Annotated in this window: 16 protein-coding genes; 13 read left to right on the top strand and 3 right to left on the bottom strand. The window is 71.3% G+C overall.

Translation table 11 applies throughout. The features are described 5' to 3' along the window. Nucleotides 1–21: 21 nt before the first annotated feature. The 3 genes from fusA to FH610_RS16200 all read right to left on the bottom strand — a co-directional run bounded on the left by fusA (nt 22) and on the right by FH610_RS16200 (nt 5,247). Nucleotides 22–2,103: an elongation factor G gene (fusA, locus tag FH610_RS16210; RefSeq protein ID WP_139575272.1), complete on the bottom strand. Its 2,082-nt coding sequence runs from the start codon at nt 2,101–2,103 to the stop codon at nt 22–24. Nucleotides 2,104–2,725: 622 nt separating this feature from the next. After that, nucleotides 2,726–3,733, bottom strand: coding sequence for an acetamidase/formamidase family protein (locus FH610_RS16205; RefSeq protein ID WP_139575271.1), 1,008 nt, complete (start codon nt 3,731–3,733; stop codon nt 2,726–2,728). Nucleotides 3,734–3,744: 11 nt separating this feature from the next. Continuing rightward, entirely contained in the window at nt 3,745–5,247 is a 1,503-nt protein-coding gene (locus tag FH610_RS16200) for an APC family permease (RefSeq protein WP_205825809.1), read from the bottom strand. Between the two features lie 223 nt (nt 5,248–5,470). On the opposite strand from FH610_RS16200, the gene FH610_RS16195 reads away from it, so the two are divergent. The 13 genes from FH610_RS16195 (at nt 5,471) to FH610_RS16135 (ending at nt 15,986) form a co-directional block, all read left to right on the top strand. Continuing rightward, nucleotides 5,471–6,739 (top strand): class-III pyridoxal-phosphate-dependent aminotransferase, encoded by a 1,269-nt coding sequence (locus FH610_RS16195; protein WP_139575270.1) that lies wholly within the window; start codon nt 5,471–5,473, stop codon nt 6,737–6,739. After that, on the top strand, nt 6,736–8,229 hold the full coding sequence (locus tag FH610_RS16190; RefSeq protein WP_240808996.1) for an aldehyde dehydrogenase family protein: 1,494 nt from the start codon (nt 6,736–6,738) through the stop codon (nt 8,227–8,229). Before FH610_RS16195 ends, FH610_RS16190 begins: the two co-directional genes overlap by 4 nt. A 1-nt stretch (nt 8,230) precedes the next feature. After that, on the top strand, nt 8,231–8,845 hold the full coding sequence (locus tag FH610_RS16185) for a BMC domain-containing protein (protein ID WP_139575269.1): 615 nt from the start codon (nt 8,231–8,233) through the stop codon (nt 8,843–8,845). Further along, complete coding sequence (locus tag FH610_RS16180; protein WP_139575268.1) at nt 8,842–9,354, top strand: hypothetical protein; 513 nt, start codon at nt 8,842–8,844, stop codon at nt 9,352–9,354. The genes FH610_RS16185 and FH610_RS16180 overlap by 4 nt, the downstream gene beginning before the upstream one ends. Further along, nucleotides 9,354–9,599: a EutN/CcmL family microcompartment protein gene (locus FH610_RS16175; RefSeq protein ID WP_139575267.1), complete on the top strand. Its 246-nt coding sequence runs from the start codon at nt 9,354–9,356 to the stop codon at nt 9,597–9,599. Before FH610_RS16180 ends, FH610_RS16175 begins: the two co-directional genes overlap by 1 nt. A gap of 15 nt (nt 9,600–9,614) precedes the next feature. Further along, on the top strand, nt 9,615–9,899 hold the full coding sequence (locus tag FH610_RS16170; protein WP_139575266.1) for a BMC domain-containing protein: 285 nt from the start codon (nt 9,615–9,617) through the stop codon (nt 9,897–9,899). Beyond that, entirely contained in the window at nt 9,892–10,593 is a 702-nt protein-coding gene (locus FH610_RS16165) for a hypothetical protein (protein WP_240808995.1), read from the top strand. The genes FH610_RS16170 and FH610_RS16165 overlap by 8 nt, the downstream gene beginning before the upstream one ends. Nucleotides 10,594–10,654: 61 nt before the next feature. Next, a complete protein-coding gene (locus FH610_RS16160) occupies nt 10,655–11,656 on the top strand; it encodes a phosphotransferase enzyme family protein (protein WP_139575265.1) in 1,002 nt (333 codons plus the stop codon). Between the two features lie 9 nt (nt 11,657–11,665). Then, complete coding sequence (fabG, locus tag FH610_RS16155; protein ID WP_139575264.1) at nt 11,666–12,430, top strand: 3-oxoacyl-ACP reductase FabG; 765 nt, start codon at nt 11,666–11,668, stop codon at nt 12,428–12,430. Between the two features lie 97 nt (nt 12,431–12,527). After that, entirely contained in the window at nt 12,528–12,926 is a 399-nt protein-coding gene (gene tnpA, locus FH610_RS16150; RefSeq protein ID WP_139575263.1) for an IS200/IS605 family transposase, read from the top strand. Beyond that, nucleotides 12,927–14,120, top strand: coding sequence for an RNA-guided endonuclease InsQ/TnpB family protein (locus FH610_RS16145; protein ID WP_139575262.1), 1,194 nt, complete (start codon nt 12,927–12,929; stop codon nt 14,118–14,120). It abuts the gene before it with no gap. A 112-nt stretch (nt 14,121–14,232) separates the two neighbouring features. Continuing rightward, the gene (locus FH610_RS16140) at nt 14,233–15,027 is read left to right on the top strand and encodes a GntR family transcriptional regulator (RefSeq protein ID WP_139575261.1); all 795 of its coding nucleotides are present in this window, start codon (nt 14,233–14,235) and stop codon (nt 15,025–15,027) included. Next, entirely contained in the window at nt 15,024–15,986 is a 963-nt protein-coding gene (locus FH610_RS16135) for a sugar phosphate isomerase/epimerase family protein (RefSeq protein WP_139575260.1), read from the top strand. The genes FH610_RS16140 and FH610_RS16135 overlap by 4 nt, the downstream gene beginning before the upstream one ends. Nucleotides 15,987–15,999: the final 13 nt, after the last annotated feature.

The following is a 15,999-nucleotide window of genomic DNA, read 5'->3' as shown; positions in this document are numbered from 1 at the left end:
GGCGGGACCGGGATGAGGCGCCTACCGCGTCAGGCCCGTCTCCGGACCGGTCACCTGGGCGTAGCCCGCGGGGCGGCTGGTGAAGGCGCCCCTGCCCTGGGTCCGGCCGCGCAGCCGGGTCGCGTACCCGAACAGCTCGGCCAGCGGCACGGTCGCGGTGACCACGACCGTGCCCGCCCGCGTGCCCGCCCGCGCCGCCGAACCGGTGACCCGGCCGCGTCTGGCCGCGAGGTCGCCCAGCACGCCGCCGACGGCGTCGTCGGGCACGGTGACCGTGACCTCGGCCAGCGGTTCCAGCAGGGCCATCACACCGGCACGCAGCGCCTCCCGCAGCGCGAGCCGCCCGGCCGTGCGGAACGCCATCTCCGAGGAGTCCTTCGGGTGGGTCGCACCGTCGGTCAGCGTGACCCGCAGGCCGGTCACCGGATGACCTCCGAGCGGGCCCTCGGCGAGGGCGTCCCGGCAGCCGGCCTCCACCGCCCCGACGTATTCGCGCGGCACCCGGCCGCCGGTGACCGTGGACCGGAACACGAAGCCGGCGTCGTGCTCAAGCGGCTCCACGTCGAGCACGACGTGGGCGAACTGCCCGGCGCCGCCGTCCTGCTTGACGTGCCGGTACAGCAGGCCGGACACCCCGCGGACGACCGTCTCCCGGTAGGCGACCCGGGGCCGTCCGACGGCGACGTCGAGCCCGTGGGTGCGGCGCAGCTTCTCCACCGCGACCTCCAGGTGCAATTCGCCCATCCCCGACAGCACCGTCTGGCCCGTCTCGGGGTCGGTGCGGACCGACAGCGAGGGGTCCTCGTCGGCCATCCGGGCCAGCGCGGTCGCGATCCGGTCGGCGTCGCCGCTCCCGCGCGGCTCGACGGCCACGGAGACCACCGGTGAGGCCGTGACCGGCGGCTCGAGGACCAACGGCGCTCCGGGAGCGCAGAGGGTCGCTCCGGCGCGGGCCGCCTTGACCCCGGCCACCGCGACGATGTCCCCGGCCGTGGCCCGGTCCGTCTCGGTGTGCCGGTCGGCCTGCACCCGGAGGATGCGCCCGATCCGCTCGGTGCGCCGGGCGCCGGCGTCCAGCACGACGTCTCCTCTCCTGATCGTCCCCGAGTACACACGCAGGTAGGTCAGCCGCCCGGTGGGAGCGGCCTGCACCTTGAAGACCAGCGCGGCGAACGGCGCCGCCGGGTCGGCGGGCCGCTCCTGCTCGGGCCCGTCCCACGCGGCGCGTACAGGCGGCACGTCGGACGGTGCGGGCAGGTAGGCGACGACGGCGTCCAGCAGCGGCTCGACACCCCGGTTGCGGTACGCCGACCCGCACAGCACCACCACCGCCTCGCCACGCAGGGTCAGGTCGCGCAGGGCGGCGGTCAGGGTCGGCGTCGAGATCTCCGGCCGGGCGCAGAACTCCTCCAGCGCCGCCGGATGGAGCTCGGCCACCGTCTCCTCCAGCAGGCGGCGGCGTCGGCGGGCCTCGTCCCCGAGGGCTTCCGGCACCGGGCCCTCCGTGACCGTGTCACGGCCGGCGTCCCACACCAGCGACCGCATCCGCAGCAGGTCCACCACGCCGGTGAACCCGTCCTCCCGCCCGATGGGCAACTGGACGACCAGCGGGGTGACCCGCAGCCGCTCGCGGATCGACTCGACCGCCGTGTCGAGGTCGGCCCCGGCGCGGTCCATCTTGTTGACGAACGCGATGCGCGGCACGCCGTAACGGTCGGCCTGCCGCCACACCGACTCGCTCTGCGGCTCCACGCCGGCGACGGCGTCGAACACCGCGACCGCGCCGTCGAGCACCCGCAGCGACCGCTCCACCTCGTCGGAGAAGTCCACGTGCCCCGGGGTGTCGATCAGGTTGATCCGGTGGCCGTCCCACAGGCAGCTCACGGCCGCGGCGAAAATGGTGATCCCGCGGTCGCGCTCCAGAGGGTCGAAATCGGTGACGGTGGTCCCCTCGTGCACCTCGCCGCGCCGGTGGACGGCGCCCGCGAGGTAGAGGATCCGTTCGGTGACGGTGGTCTTGCCCGCGTCGACGTGGGCGAGGATGCCCAGGTTGCGGATGCCGGTCGGCGGGACGAGGTGAGTGCGGTTCAGGTCGGCGCGCATGGCCATGCCCTTCGGGAAGTGTTCCTGCGGTGGCGGGCGCGATTGGCCTGACGAGAAGCACCGGCCGGATTCAGGCCGGGCGGCGACCCCCCGGGCGACGCGATGGCAGGACCGCCGGGGAGACCGGCGGACGATCTGCGGAGCGGGCCACGTGGAATCGGCGCGCGAACCTACGTGCGGCACAGAGTGACCCAGAGCGGCACAGGGCAGCACAGGGCAGCACAGAGCGGCACAGAGCGGCACAGGGCAGCACAGAGCGGCCGCACGGCCAGGGGTGCGAAGTTCGTCAGGAACGTCCGGTGCCGGCCGCGCGGCGGGCACCGGGAAGCGACGTAGACACCAGGATCACCTCGTACCGTGACCGGAGGACGACGACCGCGATGCGCTGGCGCACGGTCAACTCCCCTCTCGTGGTCATGGCGCGCGCCGCGCCGTGGCGGCGCGCGTGATCAGTGGCGAGTGTACGGAAACCGCCCCGAGCCGGAAAACGGTTTTCCGCGCCGGCGCCCTTGCCCTCGCCTGACGCGGTCAGGCGAGCAGGGCGGGCGCGTGGTACGTCAGATGACGGTGGTGTCGCGGCTTTTGGTCGGACCGAACGATCCGACGGGCGGCCGCGAGGCCGTCATAGTGCGGCCGCCATGGCGCGCAGCCGGGCGTGCGTCCCGCCCATGGGGGCGGCGCCCTTCAGCACGGCCTTGGGCAGCTTGGCGGTCATCGTGTAGACCGTGTCCACGACATTGGCGACCGGGGTGAGCGCCGCCTGCGAGACGAGCTGGTAGGCGTCGAGCGTGGACAGCCCGGTCTCGGCGGCCAGCCACTTCGTGAGCTCGGCGTGGGCGATGCGGAACGCGTCCTCCAGTGGTTTCGCGGAGCCGGTGGCGATGATGAAGTCGTCGCTCTCCAGCCGGGGCCAGGGACAGGGCATCCCCTTGATCAGGTCGACGATCACGACCGTGTCCATGGCCGTCTCGACCGCGACCCCGCAGGTCTCGCCCTCGCCCTGGCGCGCGTGGCCGTCGCCGAAGGAGAACAGCGCGCCCTCGACGTTGACGCCGAGGTAGCAGGTGGTCCCGGCGCGCATCTCCGGGGTGTCCATGTTCCCGCCCCAGTCGCCCGGCGCGAGCGAGTTGCGCACCTCGCCCAGGGCCGGCGCCACGCCGACCGTGCCGTGCATGGGGTCGAGCGGCAGGTCCACCTCGTACGGCGACTCCAGCGCGCTGTAGCGGACGAGGCGGGCCTCCCGGTCGATCTCGTAGATCCAGGTGCGCTCCGGCAGTGCCTCGTGCAGCAGCGCGGTGGTGCCGGTGCCGGTGAGCGCGCCGAAGAAGGGCACGGTCGTGCTGACGCCGCGCGCCTCCCTCGGCTCGATGGACACGAAGTGGACGGCGAGGGTGTCCCCGGGCTCGGCCCCTTCGACGTAGAAGGGGCCGGTCTGGGGGTTGATGAACCGCGGGTCGCAGACCTCCGAGACCCGGTCGCTCGCCGACCTGACCCGGCCGGCGAAGCAGTCGCGGGTCCAGGTGGACAAGGCCGTGCCCGGTTTGATCGACATCACGGGCGCGGCGCCGCCGAAGGTGTAGGTCAGGCCCGCCGGGTCCGCGTCGGGATCGAGGTCGTACGACACCACCATGATGTGCTCCTTCAGTCGCGCTCGACCGTGTCCTCGAGGACGATCCGGCCGATGATCTCGTACTTCACCGGGTTGCGGACCTTGAGATAGAGGGCGAAACCGCCGCCGATCATCGCGACGGCGAGCACGATGTAGGGGATCAGTTTGAAGAACAGGGTCTTGGACGCGTCGCCCGCCGCCGCCTCCTGGTTCTGGAAGAGCAGGAAGACGACGTACAGCATGGCGAGGCCGCCGACCAGCGGGGCGAGCAGCGTGCGCCAGAAGCTCTTCGTCTCCGGGTGCTTCTTCCTGAAGTGGAAGTAGCCGATGACGGAGAACGAGCACATCGACTGCACGATGAGGATCGCCAGCGTGCCGAGCACGGCGAGCAGCGTGTAGATGTGGATGTAGGGGTCCATCCCGGCGAAGAAGAACGCCAGCACGATCACGACCGAGATGCCGGTCTGCACGAAGCCGGCGATGTGCGGCGAGCCGTGCCTGGGGTGGGTGGCGCCGATGGTCTTCGCGGTGCCGGGGAACAGGTTCTCGCGGCCGAGGGCGTAGAGGTAGCGCGAGGCGCAGTTGTGGAACGCCATCGAGCAGGCGAACGACCCGGTCAGGATCAGGATCTTGAACAGGTCGACGGCCCAGGTGCCGATCATCTCCTGCGTGGGGTTGAAGAAGATGCCGGCGAACTCCTTGGCGGCGATCTCCGGCGCCTTTACGCCGTTGGCCGCGACCACCATCCACGACACGAACGTGTAGAACAGGCCGATGCCGACGACGGAGACGAGCGTGGCCCGGGGGACGATGCGCTTGGGGTCGCGCGACTCCTCGCCGTACATGGCGGTGGACTCGAAGCCCACCCACGACCAGAAGCACATGAACAGGCCGAGGCCGACCGCGCCGGCGGCCAGGCCGTTGGTCGTGAACGCGTTGATCGGGTTGATCGAGGAGGCCATCAGCCCGTCGGGGCCGCCGCCGTGGAACAAGGTCACGACCGCGGTCAGGCCGAGCATGAAGATCTCGGTGACCAGGAAGAGGCCGAGGACCTTGGCGGTCAGGTTGATGTCGAAGTAGGTGAGGATCGCGTTGAGCGCCAGGCCGAGGAAGGCGAACCACAGCCAGTGGATCTCGACCCCGCCCATCGTCTTGAAGGTGTCGCTCGCCTGGTAGGCGAAGAACCCGATGATCGAGGCCTCGAACACGACGTACGCCATCGTCGCGAGCATCCCCGCGACCATTCCGGCGACCTGGCCGAGGCCGTGGGAGATGTAGCCGTAGAAGGCCCCGGCCGCGGTGATGTGCTTGGCCATCGCGGTGTAGCCGACCGAGAAGACGGTCAGCACGATCGTCGCGAACAGGTAGCCCGCCGGCGCTCCCAGGCCGTTGCCGAAGCCGAGCGCGATGGGCACGTTGCCCGTCATGGCGGTGATGGGGGCGGCGGTGGCGACCGCCATGAAGATGACGCCGACCAGTCCGACGGCGTCCTTGCGCAACCGGCTGACGCCCTGGGTCTCGGCGGATGTCGTCACCGCCTGTGTCTCAAAGGTGCTCAAAGCAGTGCCTCCGGGAGACCATGGTGGGGGTGGGGGAGATGTGCGACATGTCACACAAGGTGCGCAAATCGTGCCACTCCATGGTTTGCCCAGGCAAGACCCTTGGTGTTTCGTAGTCCTCACAACGAGAACCGTTGACGTTTAAGGTGTGACCGGTGTCTTATTTGGTCCTACCGATTCACAGACCGATGGGACCGGGATGCTGGACTACGGGCTGTTCACCTATGCGGACAAGGACGAGGTTCTCGAGAAGTCCTCGGCGTACTGGAACCCGGGGAAGACCCAGTTCTGGATCGACTCCGGTGTTCCGCTGGTCATCGACCGCAGAGAGGGCTACTTCCTCTACGACGTCTCCGGTAAGCGCCTGATCGACGTCCACCTCAACGGGGGCACCTACAACCTGGGGCACCGCAACCCGGAGGTCGTGGCCGCGCTGAAGCAGGCGATGGACCACTTCGACATCGGTAACCACCACTTCCCCTCGCTCGCCCGCACCGCGCTGGCCGAGGCGCTGATCACGACCGGGCCCGAGGGGCTGAGCAAGGTCATCTACGCCAGTGGCGGCGGCGAGGCCATCGACATCGCGCTCAAGACGGCCAGGCACGCCACCGGCAAACGCAAGATCGTCTCCATCGTGAAGGCGTACCACGGCCACACCGGCCTCGCGGTCGGCACCGGCGACGAGCGCTTCTCCCGGCTGTTCCTGTCGGAGCGGCCGGAGGAGTTCGTCCACGTGCCGTTCAACGACCTGGCCGGCATGGAGGAGGCCCTGAGGGGCAGGGACGTGGCCGCCGTGATCATGGAGACGATCCCCGCGACGTACGGCTTCCCGCTGCCCGATCCCGGCTACCTGGAGAGCGTCAAGCGGCTCTGCGAGACGTATGACGCGCTCTACATCGCCGACGAGGTGCAGACCGGCCTGATGCGGACCGGCGAGCTGTGGGGCATCACCAAGCACGGCATCAGGCCCGACATCCTCGTCACCGGCAAGGGCATCTCCGGCGGCCTCTACCCGATCGCGGCGGTCCTGGTCAGCGAGCGCTGCGCCGGCTGGCTGACCGAGGACGGCTTCGCCCACATGGCGACGTTCGGCGGCGGCGAGCTCGGCTGCTTCGCCGCCATGAAGACGCTGGAGATCTGCAACCGGCCCGAGACCCGCTCGATCGTCCACCACGCGTCCGACGTCATCGGCCGCGGACTGGAGCGGATCAGGGACGACAACCCGGGCTGGTTCACCGGCATCAGGCAGAACGGCCTGATCTTCGGCCTGGAGTTCGACCACCCCGAGGGCGCCAAGTTCGTCATGCGGCAGCTCTACGACAACGGCGTGTGGGCCATCTTCTCCACCCTCGACCCCCGGGTCCTGCAGTACAAGCCGGGCATCCTCATCGATCCCGTGCTCACCGAGGAGTTGCTCGACCGTACGGCCGTCGCGATCGCACGGGCCGCGAAGGAGGCTGGAAAGTGACGTCCGGGATGCTGGAGCGGGCACGCTGGGCCGCCCGGGCCTTCGCCCGGTACGACAAGGCGAGCGTGGACCGCATCGTCGCCGCGGTGGCCGGGGCCGGCGCCGCCAACGCGACCCGGTACGCCGAGTGGGCCGTGCGCGAGACGGGCTTCGGCGTGGCCGAGCACAAGGCGCTCAAGAACGTGGCCTGCTCCACCGGCCTGGTCGAGGAGTACGCCGGCCACGACTACGTGTCCCCGCGCACGGACGCGGCTCAGAAGATCGTCTCGATCCCGCGGCCGGCCGGGGTGGTGTTCGCGCTGACCCCCTCGACGAACCCGGTCGCCACCGTCTACTTCAAGATCCTGCTGGCGCTGATGACCAGGAACGCGATCGTCATCAGCCCTCACCCGATGGCGAAGGAGTGCTGCGCCGACGCCGCGCGGACGCTCGCCGCCGCGGCGGCCGAGGCGGGCGCGCCGGACGGCGTGATCCAGGTCGTCGAGGAGCCGGCGCTGCCGCTGATCGAGTCGATGATGGCCGACCCCAGGGTCGACGTGATCGTCGCCACCGGCGGCACTCCGGTCGTCCGGGCCGCCTACCGCTCGGGCAACCCGGCGCTCGGCGTCGGCCCCGGCAACGTCCCCGTGTTCGTGGACCGCACCGCCGACCTGGAGCCGGCCGCGCGGCTGATCGTGGACAGCAAGGCGTTCGACAACTCGATCCTGTGCACCAACGAGTCGGTGCTCATCGTGGAGGACGCGGTCGCCGACCGCCTCGTCCCGCTGATGCGCGGCGCCCACCTGCTGTCGCCCGCCGACCGTGACCGGGTGCGCGAGGCGGTCTTCCCCGGCGGCCGGTTCGACACCCGGTTCGTCGGCAAGGACGCGACCTGGATCGCCCAGCAGGCCGGCGCGCGGGTGCCGTCCGGCACCCGCGTGCTGCTCGCGCCGATCGACCGGCCCATGCCGGAGGAGCCGCTGGCGCACGAGAAGCTCTGCCCGGTGCTCGCCCTGCTGCGCGTGCCGTCGACGCGAGCCGGGATCGACGCGGCCAGGGCCGTGCTGCGCATCAGCGGCGCCGGCCACTCGGCCGCGATCCACAGCACCGACTCCCGCACGATCATGGAGTACGGCGCGGCCGTGCCGGTGCTGCGTGTCTCGGTCAACTCCGGCAACAGCCTGGGCGGCTCCGGCGTCCACACGAACCTGCCGATCTCCATGACGATCGGCACCGGCTACGTCGGCGGCTCGTCGGCGGGGGAGAACCTCCAGCCGGGCAACCTGGTGAACTGGACGAAGCTCGCCTACCACGTGGACGCGCCGTTCGGCGACTTCGCCGGGCTCGATCCGTGGTCGCCGCCAGACGGCCCGGTGCCGCGCTACCCCGAGCCGTCCAACGCGCGTACGGCTCCCGCCTCCCCGGCGGCCCCGGCGCCACAGGGCGACGTGCTGCGCGAGGAGATCAGGCGGCTCATCCTCGAAGAGCTCGCGTCGCTGGTGAGGTCGTGACATGGCCGAGCTGCGCTCCTTCATCTTCATCGACCAGCTGCAGCCGCAGACCATGTGCTACCTCGGCACCTGGATGCGCGGCGCGCTGCCGCGGCTGAACCAGGCCGCGCAGATCATCGAGATCGCCCCCGGGCTCGACATCGAGCCGCTGACCGACGTGGCGCTCAAGCACGCCGACGTGAAGGCCGGCGTGCTGGTGGTCGAGCGGCAGTTCGGCTACCTGGAGTTCCACGGGCAGATCGGGGAGGTGCGGGCGGCGGCCGACGCCGTGCTCGGCGCGCTCGGCGCGAGCGCCGCCGACGCCGTGGCGCCCCGCATCCTGGCCTCCGAGATCGTCTCCAGCCTGGACGGGCAGCACGCCTTCCTCATCAACCGCAACCGCGTCGGGTCGCTGGCCCTGCCGGGCGAGTCGCTGTTCGTCCTGGAATGCCAGCCCGCGTCGTACGCGATCCTCGCGGTGAACGAGGCGGAGAAGGCCGCGGAGATCAAGGTCGTCGACTACCGCATGATGGGCGCGACCGGCCGGGTGTACCTGTCCGGCCGCGAGTCCGACGTCCGCCAGGCCGCCGACGCCGCCCGCCGGGTGCTGGGCGACAGGGCGGGAGTCGTGCGATGACCGCGCTCCCGGCCGACGAGCTGCGGCTGCTGGTCCGCGAGGTCCTGCGCGACCTCCTTCCCGCGATCTCCGCCGCGACCGCGCCGACCGCGCCGGCCGGGAGCGCGCCGGCCGGACATGTGCCCGGTGCATCCGCCGAGACCCTCGGCCGGACGCCCGCGGCCGAACCTGTCGTGATCGGCGGCGACGACGACCTCAACGCGTTCGCGCTGCGGGTCCTCGACCTCGCGGCGGACCCGGCCCGCGCCGCCGCCCTGCGGTCGGGACGGCTGCGGTTCCGCCTGGCCGCCCCCGCACCCGAACCCGCCCCCGTGCCTGCCGCACAGCCCGCCCAGGAGGCCGTACGGCAGGAGGTCGTGCGGCACGAGAAGGGGGCCGTCACCGAGCGGCACGTGGCGGCGGCCGCCGCTGCGGGCGCCCGGCTGGTCCTCGGGCGCCGCGCGGTGCTCACGCCGCTCGCCAGGGAGCGGGCCCGCGCCTGCGGGCTCGCCGTGGAGAGGGAGGACTGATGCTGCGCGGCACCGTCACGTCGAGCGTGTGGTCCACCAAGCGGGTCGAGGGCATCCCGGCCGGCGCGTTCCTCGAAGTCGAACTCGACGGGGGAGCCCGGCTGATCGCCTTCGACGTGCTCGGGAGCGGCATCGGCGAGCGGGTCCTGATCGTGCAGGGCTCGGTGGCCGCCTCCTGGTTCCCCGCTGAGAAGTCCCCGCCGATCGACGCACTGATCATCGGCTCCATCGACGAAACCGTCTAACCGAAGGAGAGGCACATGGCCAACAACGCGATCGGCCTGATCGAGACCAAGGGCTACGTGGCTGCGCTCGCCGCCGCCGACGCCATGGTCAAGGCGGCCAACGTCACGATCGTCGGACGCGAGCAGGTCGGGTCGGGACTGGTGGCCGTCACGGTCATCGGCGACGTCGGCGCGGTCAAGGCCGCCACCGAGGCCGGGGCGGAGACCGCCTCGAACGTCGGCGAGCTGGTCTCCGTGCACGTGATCCCGCGCCCGCACGCCGACCTCGCCCGCGCGTTCGACCTCTCGACCGGTGAGTAGCGCCGCCCCTGCCCCCCGTTCCCGCGCGCGTGCCGCCGCCAAGGCGGCTCCCGCGGAGCGGCGTACGGCCGAGCTGCGGGTCTACCTGCTGGTGGAGAACCTGCGGCGGCAGTTCACCGCGGCCATGGCCGCGCCCACCCGGGCCCGGGGCTACCCGCCGTACGAGGGGCAGCACGCGCTGATCGTGGAGGTCGCCCCCGGCCTCGCGATCGAGCGGGTCATCGATCTCGCCCTGCGCGCCGTGCCGTCCGTCGAGCCGGGCATCCTGTTCGTCGAGCGCCAGTTCGGCGTGCTGGAGGTGCACGGCTCCTCACTGGAGCACGTACGGCGGGCCGGGCAGGCGATCCTCGACGGCATCGGCGCCTCGGCGGGCGACCAGTTGCGGCCCCGGATCCTCTACACCGACGTCATCGAGGACATCACGGACCAGCACGCGGTGCTCATCAACCGCAACCGGCAGGCCTCGATGGTCCTGCCGGGGGAGACGCTGCTGGTCTGCGAGATGACCCCGGCGCTGTTCGCGACCGTGGCGGCCAACGAGGCCGAGGCGGCGGCGCCGGACATCACGCTCGTGGACGTGCAGATGATCGGGTCCGCCGGGCGGCTCTACATCAGCGGCCGCTCCTCCTCGGTTCGTACGGCCAGGGACGCCATCGTCCGCGTGCTCGAGTCCGTCGAGGGCCGCGACCACTAGGAATCCGGGGGCGCGGGGGAAGATCTGACGGACACTTCCACAGGACCCTTTAGGAGAACGCATGCAGGTCCACGACCTGTCCGGCGGCGACGACGTCCTCGCCCGCATCGAGGGGGTCGCCCGCCGCGCCCTTCGGCACTACGACGTTTCCCCCGACGCCTCCGTGACGCTGCTCAACGTCTCGGAGAACGCGACCTTCACGGTCGGCGACGGCGGGCGCCGGGTGATCCTGCGGGTCCACCGGCTCGGCTACCACTCGCTGGAGGCCATCGCCAGCGAGCTCGCCTGGCTCGACGCGCTGCGCGACGAGGCCGGGATCGTCACGCCGCGCGTGCTGCCCGCCCGTGACGGGTCGCGCGTCGTCACCATGCGGGAACCGGGCTCCGAGCCCCGTCACTGTGTGATGTTCGAGTTCCTTCCCGGTGCGGAGCCGGCCGAGGACCGGCTGGTGGAGGAGTTCGAACGGCTGGGCGCGCTGACCGCTCGCATGCACCGCCACGCCCGCGCCTGGGCGAGGCCGGCGTCCTTCACCCGCTTCCACTGGGACCTGGACGCCGCCTTCGGCCCGCGGGCGCGGTGGGGCAGGTGGCAGGACGGCGTCGGCGTGGACAGGGAGGCGCACGCCGTGCTCGCCCGGCTTGAGGCCGAGCTGCGCCGCAGGCTGGAGCGGTTCGGCAAGGGCCCCGACCGGTACGGGCTCATCCACGCCGACCTGCGCCTGGCCAACCTCCTCGTGGACGGCCAGGCGGGGACGAGCGTCATCGACTTCGACGACTGCGGCCTCGGCTGGTACCTCTACGACCTCGGCGCCGCCGTCAGCTTCATCGAGCACCGGCCCGAGGTGCCGCACATGGCGGAGTCGTGGGTGCGCGGCTACCGGTCCGTGCTCGACCTCCCGAAGGAGGACGAGGCCGAGATCTGGACGTTCATCATGTTCCGCCGCCTCCTCCTCGTCGCGTGGATCGGCTCCCATTCGGCCGCCGACATCGCCGGGGAACTCGGCGCCGGCTACACCCAGGGCAGCTGCGAGCTGGCCGAGCGCTATCTCAGCGGATCACTCTAAGGAGTCCATGTGTTCACCCCAGTGGCCGGGCGGTCGGTCGTCGTGACCGGCGGCAGCAAGGGCATCGGCAAGGGCATCGCGCGGGTCTTCGCCCGCGCCGGCGCGAACGTCCTCGTCGCGGGCCGCGACGAGGAGGCGCTGAAGGCCGCCGCCGCCGAGATCGGCGCGTCGTACGTGGTCGCGGACGTGTCCAGGGCCGCGGACTGCGAGCGCATCGCCGAGACGGCGGCCGAGCGGCACGGCGGCGTCGACGTGCTGTGCGCCAACGCCGGGATCTTCCCCGACAAGAAGCTCGCCGAGATGACCGAGGCCGACATCGACGAGGTCGTCGGCGTCAACCTCAAGGGCACCATGCTCTGCGTCCGCGCGTCCCTGCCCGCGCTTGAGGCGTCCGGCCACGGGCGGGTCATCCTCACCTCCTCCATCACCGGTCCTTTCACCGGCCTGCCGGGCTGGTCGCACTACGGCGCCAGCAAGGCGGGGCAGCTCGGGTTCATGCGCACGGCCGCGATCGAGCTGGCGCCGAAGGGCATCACGGTCAACGCCGTCCTGCCGGGCAACATCCTGACGGAGGGACTGGCCGACCTGGGGGACGACTACCTGCGCGGGATGGAGGCCGCGATCCCGATGCGGCGTCTCGGCTCGGTCGAGGACATCGGCAACGCCTGCCTGTTCCTCGCCACCGACGAGGCGGCGTTCATCACCGGGCACTCGCTGGTCGTCGACGGCGGCCAGGTCCTGCCCGAATCGCAGGATGCGATGAGCGGATTGTAATTCGTTCTTAACCGCAGGGACCCGGCATCAGCCCTGGATAAGCGCATTCCCCACGATCCTCAGATATTAGATAGCTCTAAGCTGCATACTGTCTGTCGTGGCTGCAACCCTGCGGTCGAACAGCAACGTCATTTTCCGGTGCGCATTCCGTGTCGTGTGGTGCCCGAAGTACCGGCGGCGCATACTGGGCGGCCGGATCGAAGAACGCTTGAAGGAACTCATCCGCGAGGTGGTGGACGAGAAAGGGGCATGGCTGGTGCGAATGGAGGTCATGCCCGACCACGTTCATCTGCTGGTCGAGGTCGATCCGCAATACGGCGTTCACCGGCTGGTCAAGGCCATCAAGGGTCGCTCGTCCCGCGTGCTGCGTGAGGAATTTCCCCACCTGAAGTCCCAGCTCCCGACGTTGTGGACGAACTCCTACTTCGTGGCCACGGTTGGCGGCGCACCCCCGGCCATGGTGAAGCGGTACGTCGAGCAGCAGAAGGGCCGTTGAATGCTGACCGGCCGCCGCTACCTGCTGGCGTTCACCCCAGAGCAGGAGACCCTCGCCGAACTCATCGGCGACGCCTGCCGTGCGGTGTGGAACACCGCGTTGGAGCAGCGCCGGGCCTACCGGCAGCGTGGGGCGTTCACCGGCTATGTGGAGCAGGCCAGGCAACTGGCCGAAGCAAAGAAAGACTTCCCATGGCTGGCCGAAGCCCCATCGCACACGCTTCAGCAGACGCTGCGCGACCTGGAGAAGGCATGCAAGACGCACGGCACGTTCAAGGTCCGCTGGCGTTCCAAACGCAAGAGCCCGCCGTCGTTCCGGTTCCCCGACCCTAGACACCTGGCTGTCGAGCGCGTGTCACACCGGTGGGGCCGGGTGAGATTACCCAAACTTGGCTGGGTCCGTTTCCGGTGGACGCGTCCGCTCGGCGGTCGGGTCCGCAACGCCACAGTGCGGAAGGACGGCAGACGCTGGTACATCGCGTTCTGCGTGGAAGACGGGCTGGTGGAGCTCGCGCCGAACGGCAAGGCGCCTGTCGGCGTGGACCGAGGCGTCAAGGTCGCTGTGGTCACCTCGGGCGGATGGATGTGTGACCGCGAGTTCTTCACGCCCGGGGAGACGATTCGGCTGAAGCGGCTTCAGCAGCAGCTCGCCCGGCAGCGGAAAGAGTCCACGCGGCGCGCGGCCACACGGGCGAAGCTGGCGAGACTGAACGCCCGCATCCGCAACCGGCGCGCCGACTTCCTCGCCTGGACGGCGAATCGGCTGACCCGTGACCACGGGCTGATCGTGGTCGAGGACCTGAAGGTCAAGAACATGACGGCCAGTGCCAAGGGCACCATGGAGCGGCCCGGGTCCCGCGTTCGTCAGAAAGCGGGGCTGAACCGGGCCATCCTCGCCAAGGGCTGGGGCGGGCTGCTGACCGCCTTGGAGCACAAGGCGCGGTACAACGGCTCCCGCGTCGTGCGGGTGCCCGCCGCGTACACCTCGCAGCGCTGCTCGGCGTGCGGGCAGGTGGATGCGAAGTCCCGCGAGAGCCAAGCGGTCTTCGCCTGCACATCCTGCACCTACGCGGGCAACGCTGACGTCAACGCCGCGAAGAACATCCTCGCCGCTGGGCTGGCGGTGACAGGGCGTGGAGACCTCGCCATTGGGCGGTCTGCGAAGCGCCAACCACCCGAGACGAGGGCAGCGTGAACGCGCCTCAGCCACGGGAATCCCCGCCTTCGGGCGCGGGAAGGAAGTCAACTAATCGGGCCGATCCATGCTCTGTCATGGTTCGTCCCTGTGAGGCGGAAAGGGTGAGCAGGTGTCCCGCGACCTGGATGGCGAGAGCGCGGTCGAGGCGGTGCGGCGGGAGGTCCTTCGGCTCATCACGAGTGGCGAGCTCCGGCCCGGCCAGCGGCTCGGCTCGGAGCGCGAGCTGTCCACGCGCATGGGAGTCAGCCGTACGACGCTGCGCCAGGCGCTCGGGCTGCTGGAGCAGGCGGGCGCGGTGCGCCGGGTGCCCGGCAGGGGCGGCGGGACGTTCGTCAGCGGCGGCAAGGTGGAGCGCGACCTGTCGAGCGTGGTCGGCGTGCCGGCGCTGCTGCGCGAACAGGGCTTCACCGCAGGGTCCCGCGTGGTCAGGGCCACGATCGCGGGCGCCGACGAGGCGACCGCCGCGGCCCTGGGCATGCAGCCGGGCGACCTGGTGACCGAGATCGTCCGCATCAGGTTCGCCGACGGGGTGCCGCTCTCGCTGGAGCAGGCCCGGTTCCCCGCGCTGCGCTTCCCGGGACTGCTGGAGCAGCCCCTCGGCGGGTCGGTCTACGAGCTGCTCGCCGAGCGGTACGGCGTGCGCCCCGCCGACGCGCTCGAACGCATCGAGGCGGTGGCGGCGGGAGAGGAGGAGGCGGCGGTGCTCGGTGTGGAGCCCGGCGTGCCGGTCCTGGCCATCACCCGCACGACCTCCGACGAGCAGGGCCGGGCCTTCGAGTTCTCCCAGGACGTCTTCAGGGGCGACCGCACCCGCGTCCTCGTCCACGTGAGCGGCGCCACCGGCGCCACGCACTCCGCCCGCGAGCAGGGCAGGCTCGTGCGCTTCCCGGAGGTGACGGGATGACGGCACGCACGGATCCCTGGGCGGTGCGGGTGGCGAGCGCGCCCGTCAGCTTCGGCGTCTACCGCGCCGACGGCGCGCCGCTGGGGTCGCGGGAGTTGCTCGCGACGATGCGCGAGGCCGGGTACGACGGCACCGACTCCGGGCCGATCGGATACCTGGGCACGGCGCCGATCCTTCCCGAACGGCTCGCGGCGCACGGTCTCGGGCTGGCCGGCGGCTGGGTGGACCTGCGCTACGACGACCCGGACGGCTTCCGCGAGGACCTGGCCGCCCTCGACGCCGCCCTCGACGTGTTCACCGCCGTCGGCGACGCCGGGGCCGGGGCGGCCGATCCGCGGTTCGCGCCGCGGCCGACGCTCGCCTGCCCGGACCGGCCCGAGCGGTTCGCCCGTCCCGGTATGCCGGCCGACCCAAGGCTCTCCCTGCCCGACGACGACTGGCCCGCGTACGCCGGGCGGATCGGTGAGGCGGCGGCGCGCTGCCGCGACCGCGGCCTGGAACCCGTCTTCCACCACCATCTGGGCACCGACGTGGAGACACCCGAGGAGATCGAGCGGCTGCTCGGCTCGACGGACGTCTCGCTGTGCCTGGACACCGGGCACCTGTGGCTGGCCGGGGGCAACCCGGTGGCGGCCATCCGCGACTGGTCCTCGCGCATCCGCCAGGTGCACGTCAAGGACGCCTCCCGAGACGTCCTCGCCCGGATCCGCGCGGGCGGCGGCGACCTGTGGGACCTGGTCGCGGCGGGCGGCTTCCCGCCGCTCGGTCGCGGCGACCTGGACCTGCCCGCCGTGCTGGCCGAGCTGCGGCGGTCGGGTTACGAGGGCTGGATCGTGATCGAGCAGGACGTCCCGGCCTTCCGCGCCTCGGACACCGAGGCCCTGGCGCGGGCCGTCGCCGACCAGAGGGCCAACCGCACCGCCTTCGGCGAGGCCCTCCGCGCCGCCGGCCTCGCCTGATCGCGCCCCGTCT

The sequence above is a fragment of the Microbispora catharanthi genome (assembly GCF_006334915.2).
Taxonomy (GTDB): Bacteria; Actinomycetota; Actinomycetes; order Streptosporangiales; family Streptosporangiaceae; genus Microbispora; species Microbispora catharanthi.
The sequence above is the reverse complement of the archived record's forward strand: the minus strand, read 5'-3'. Positions and strand labels throughout refer to the sequence as shown.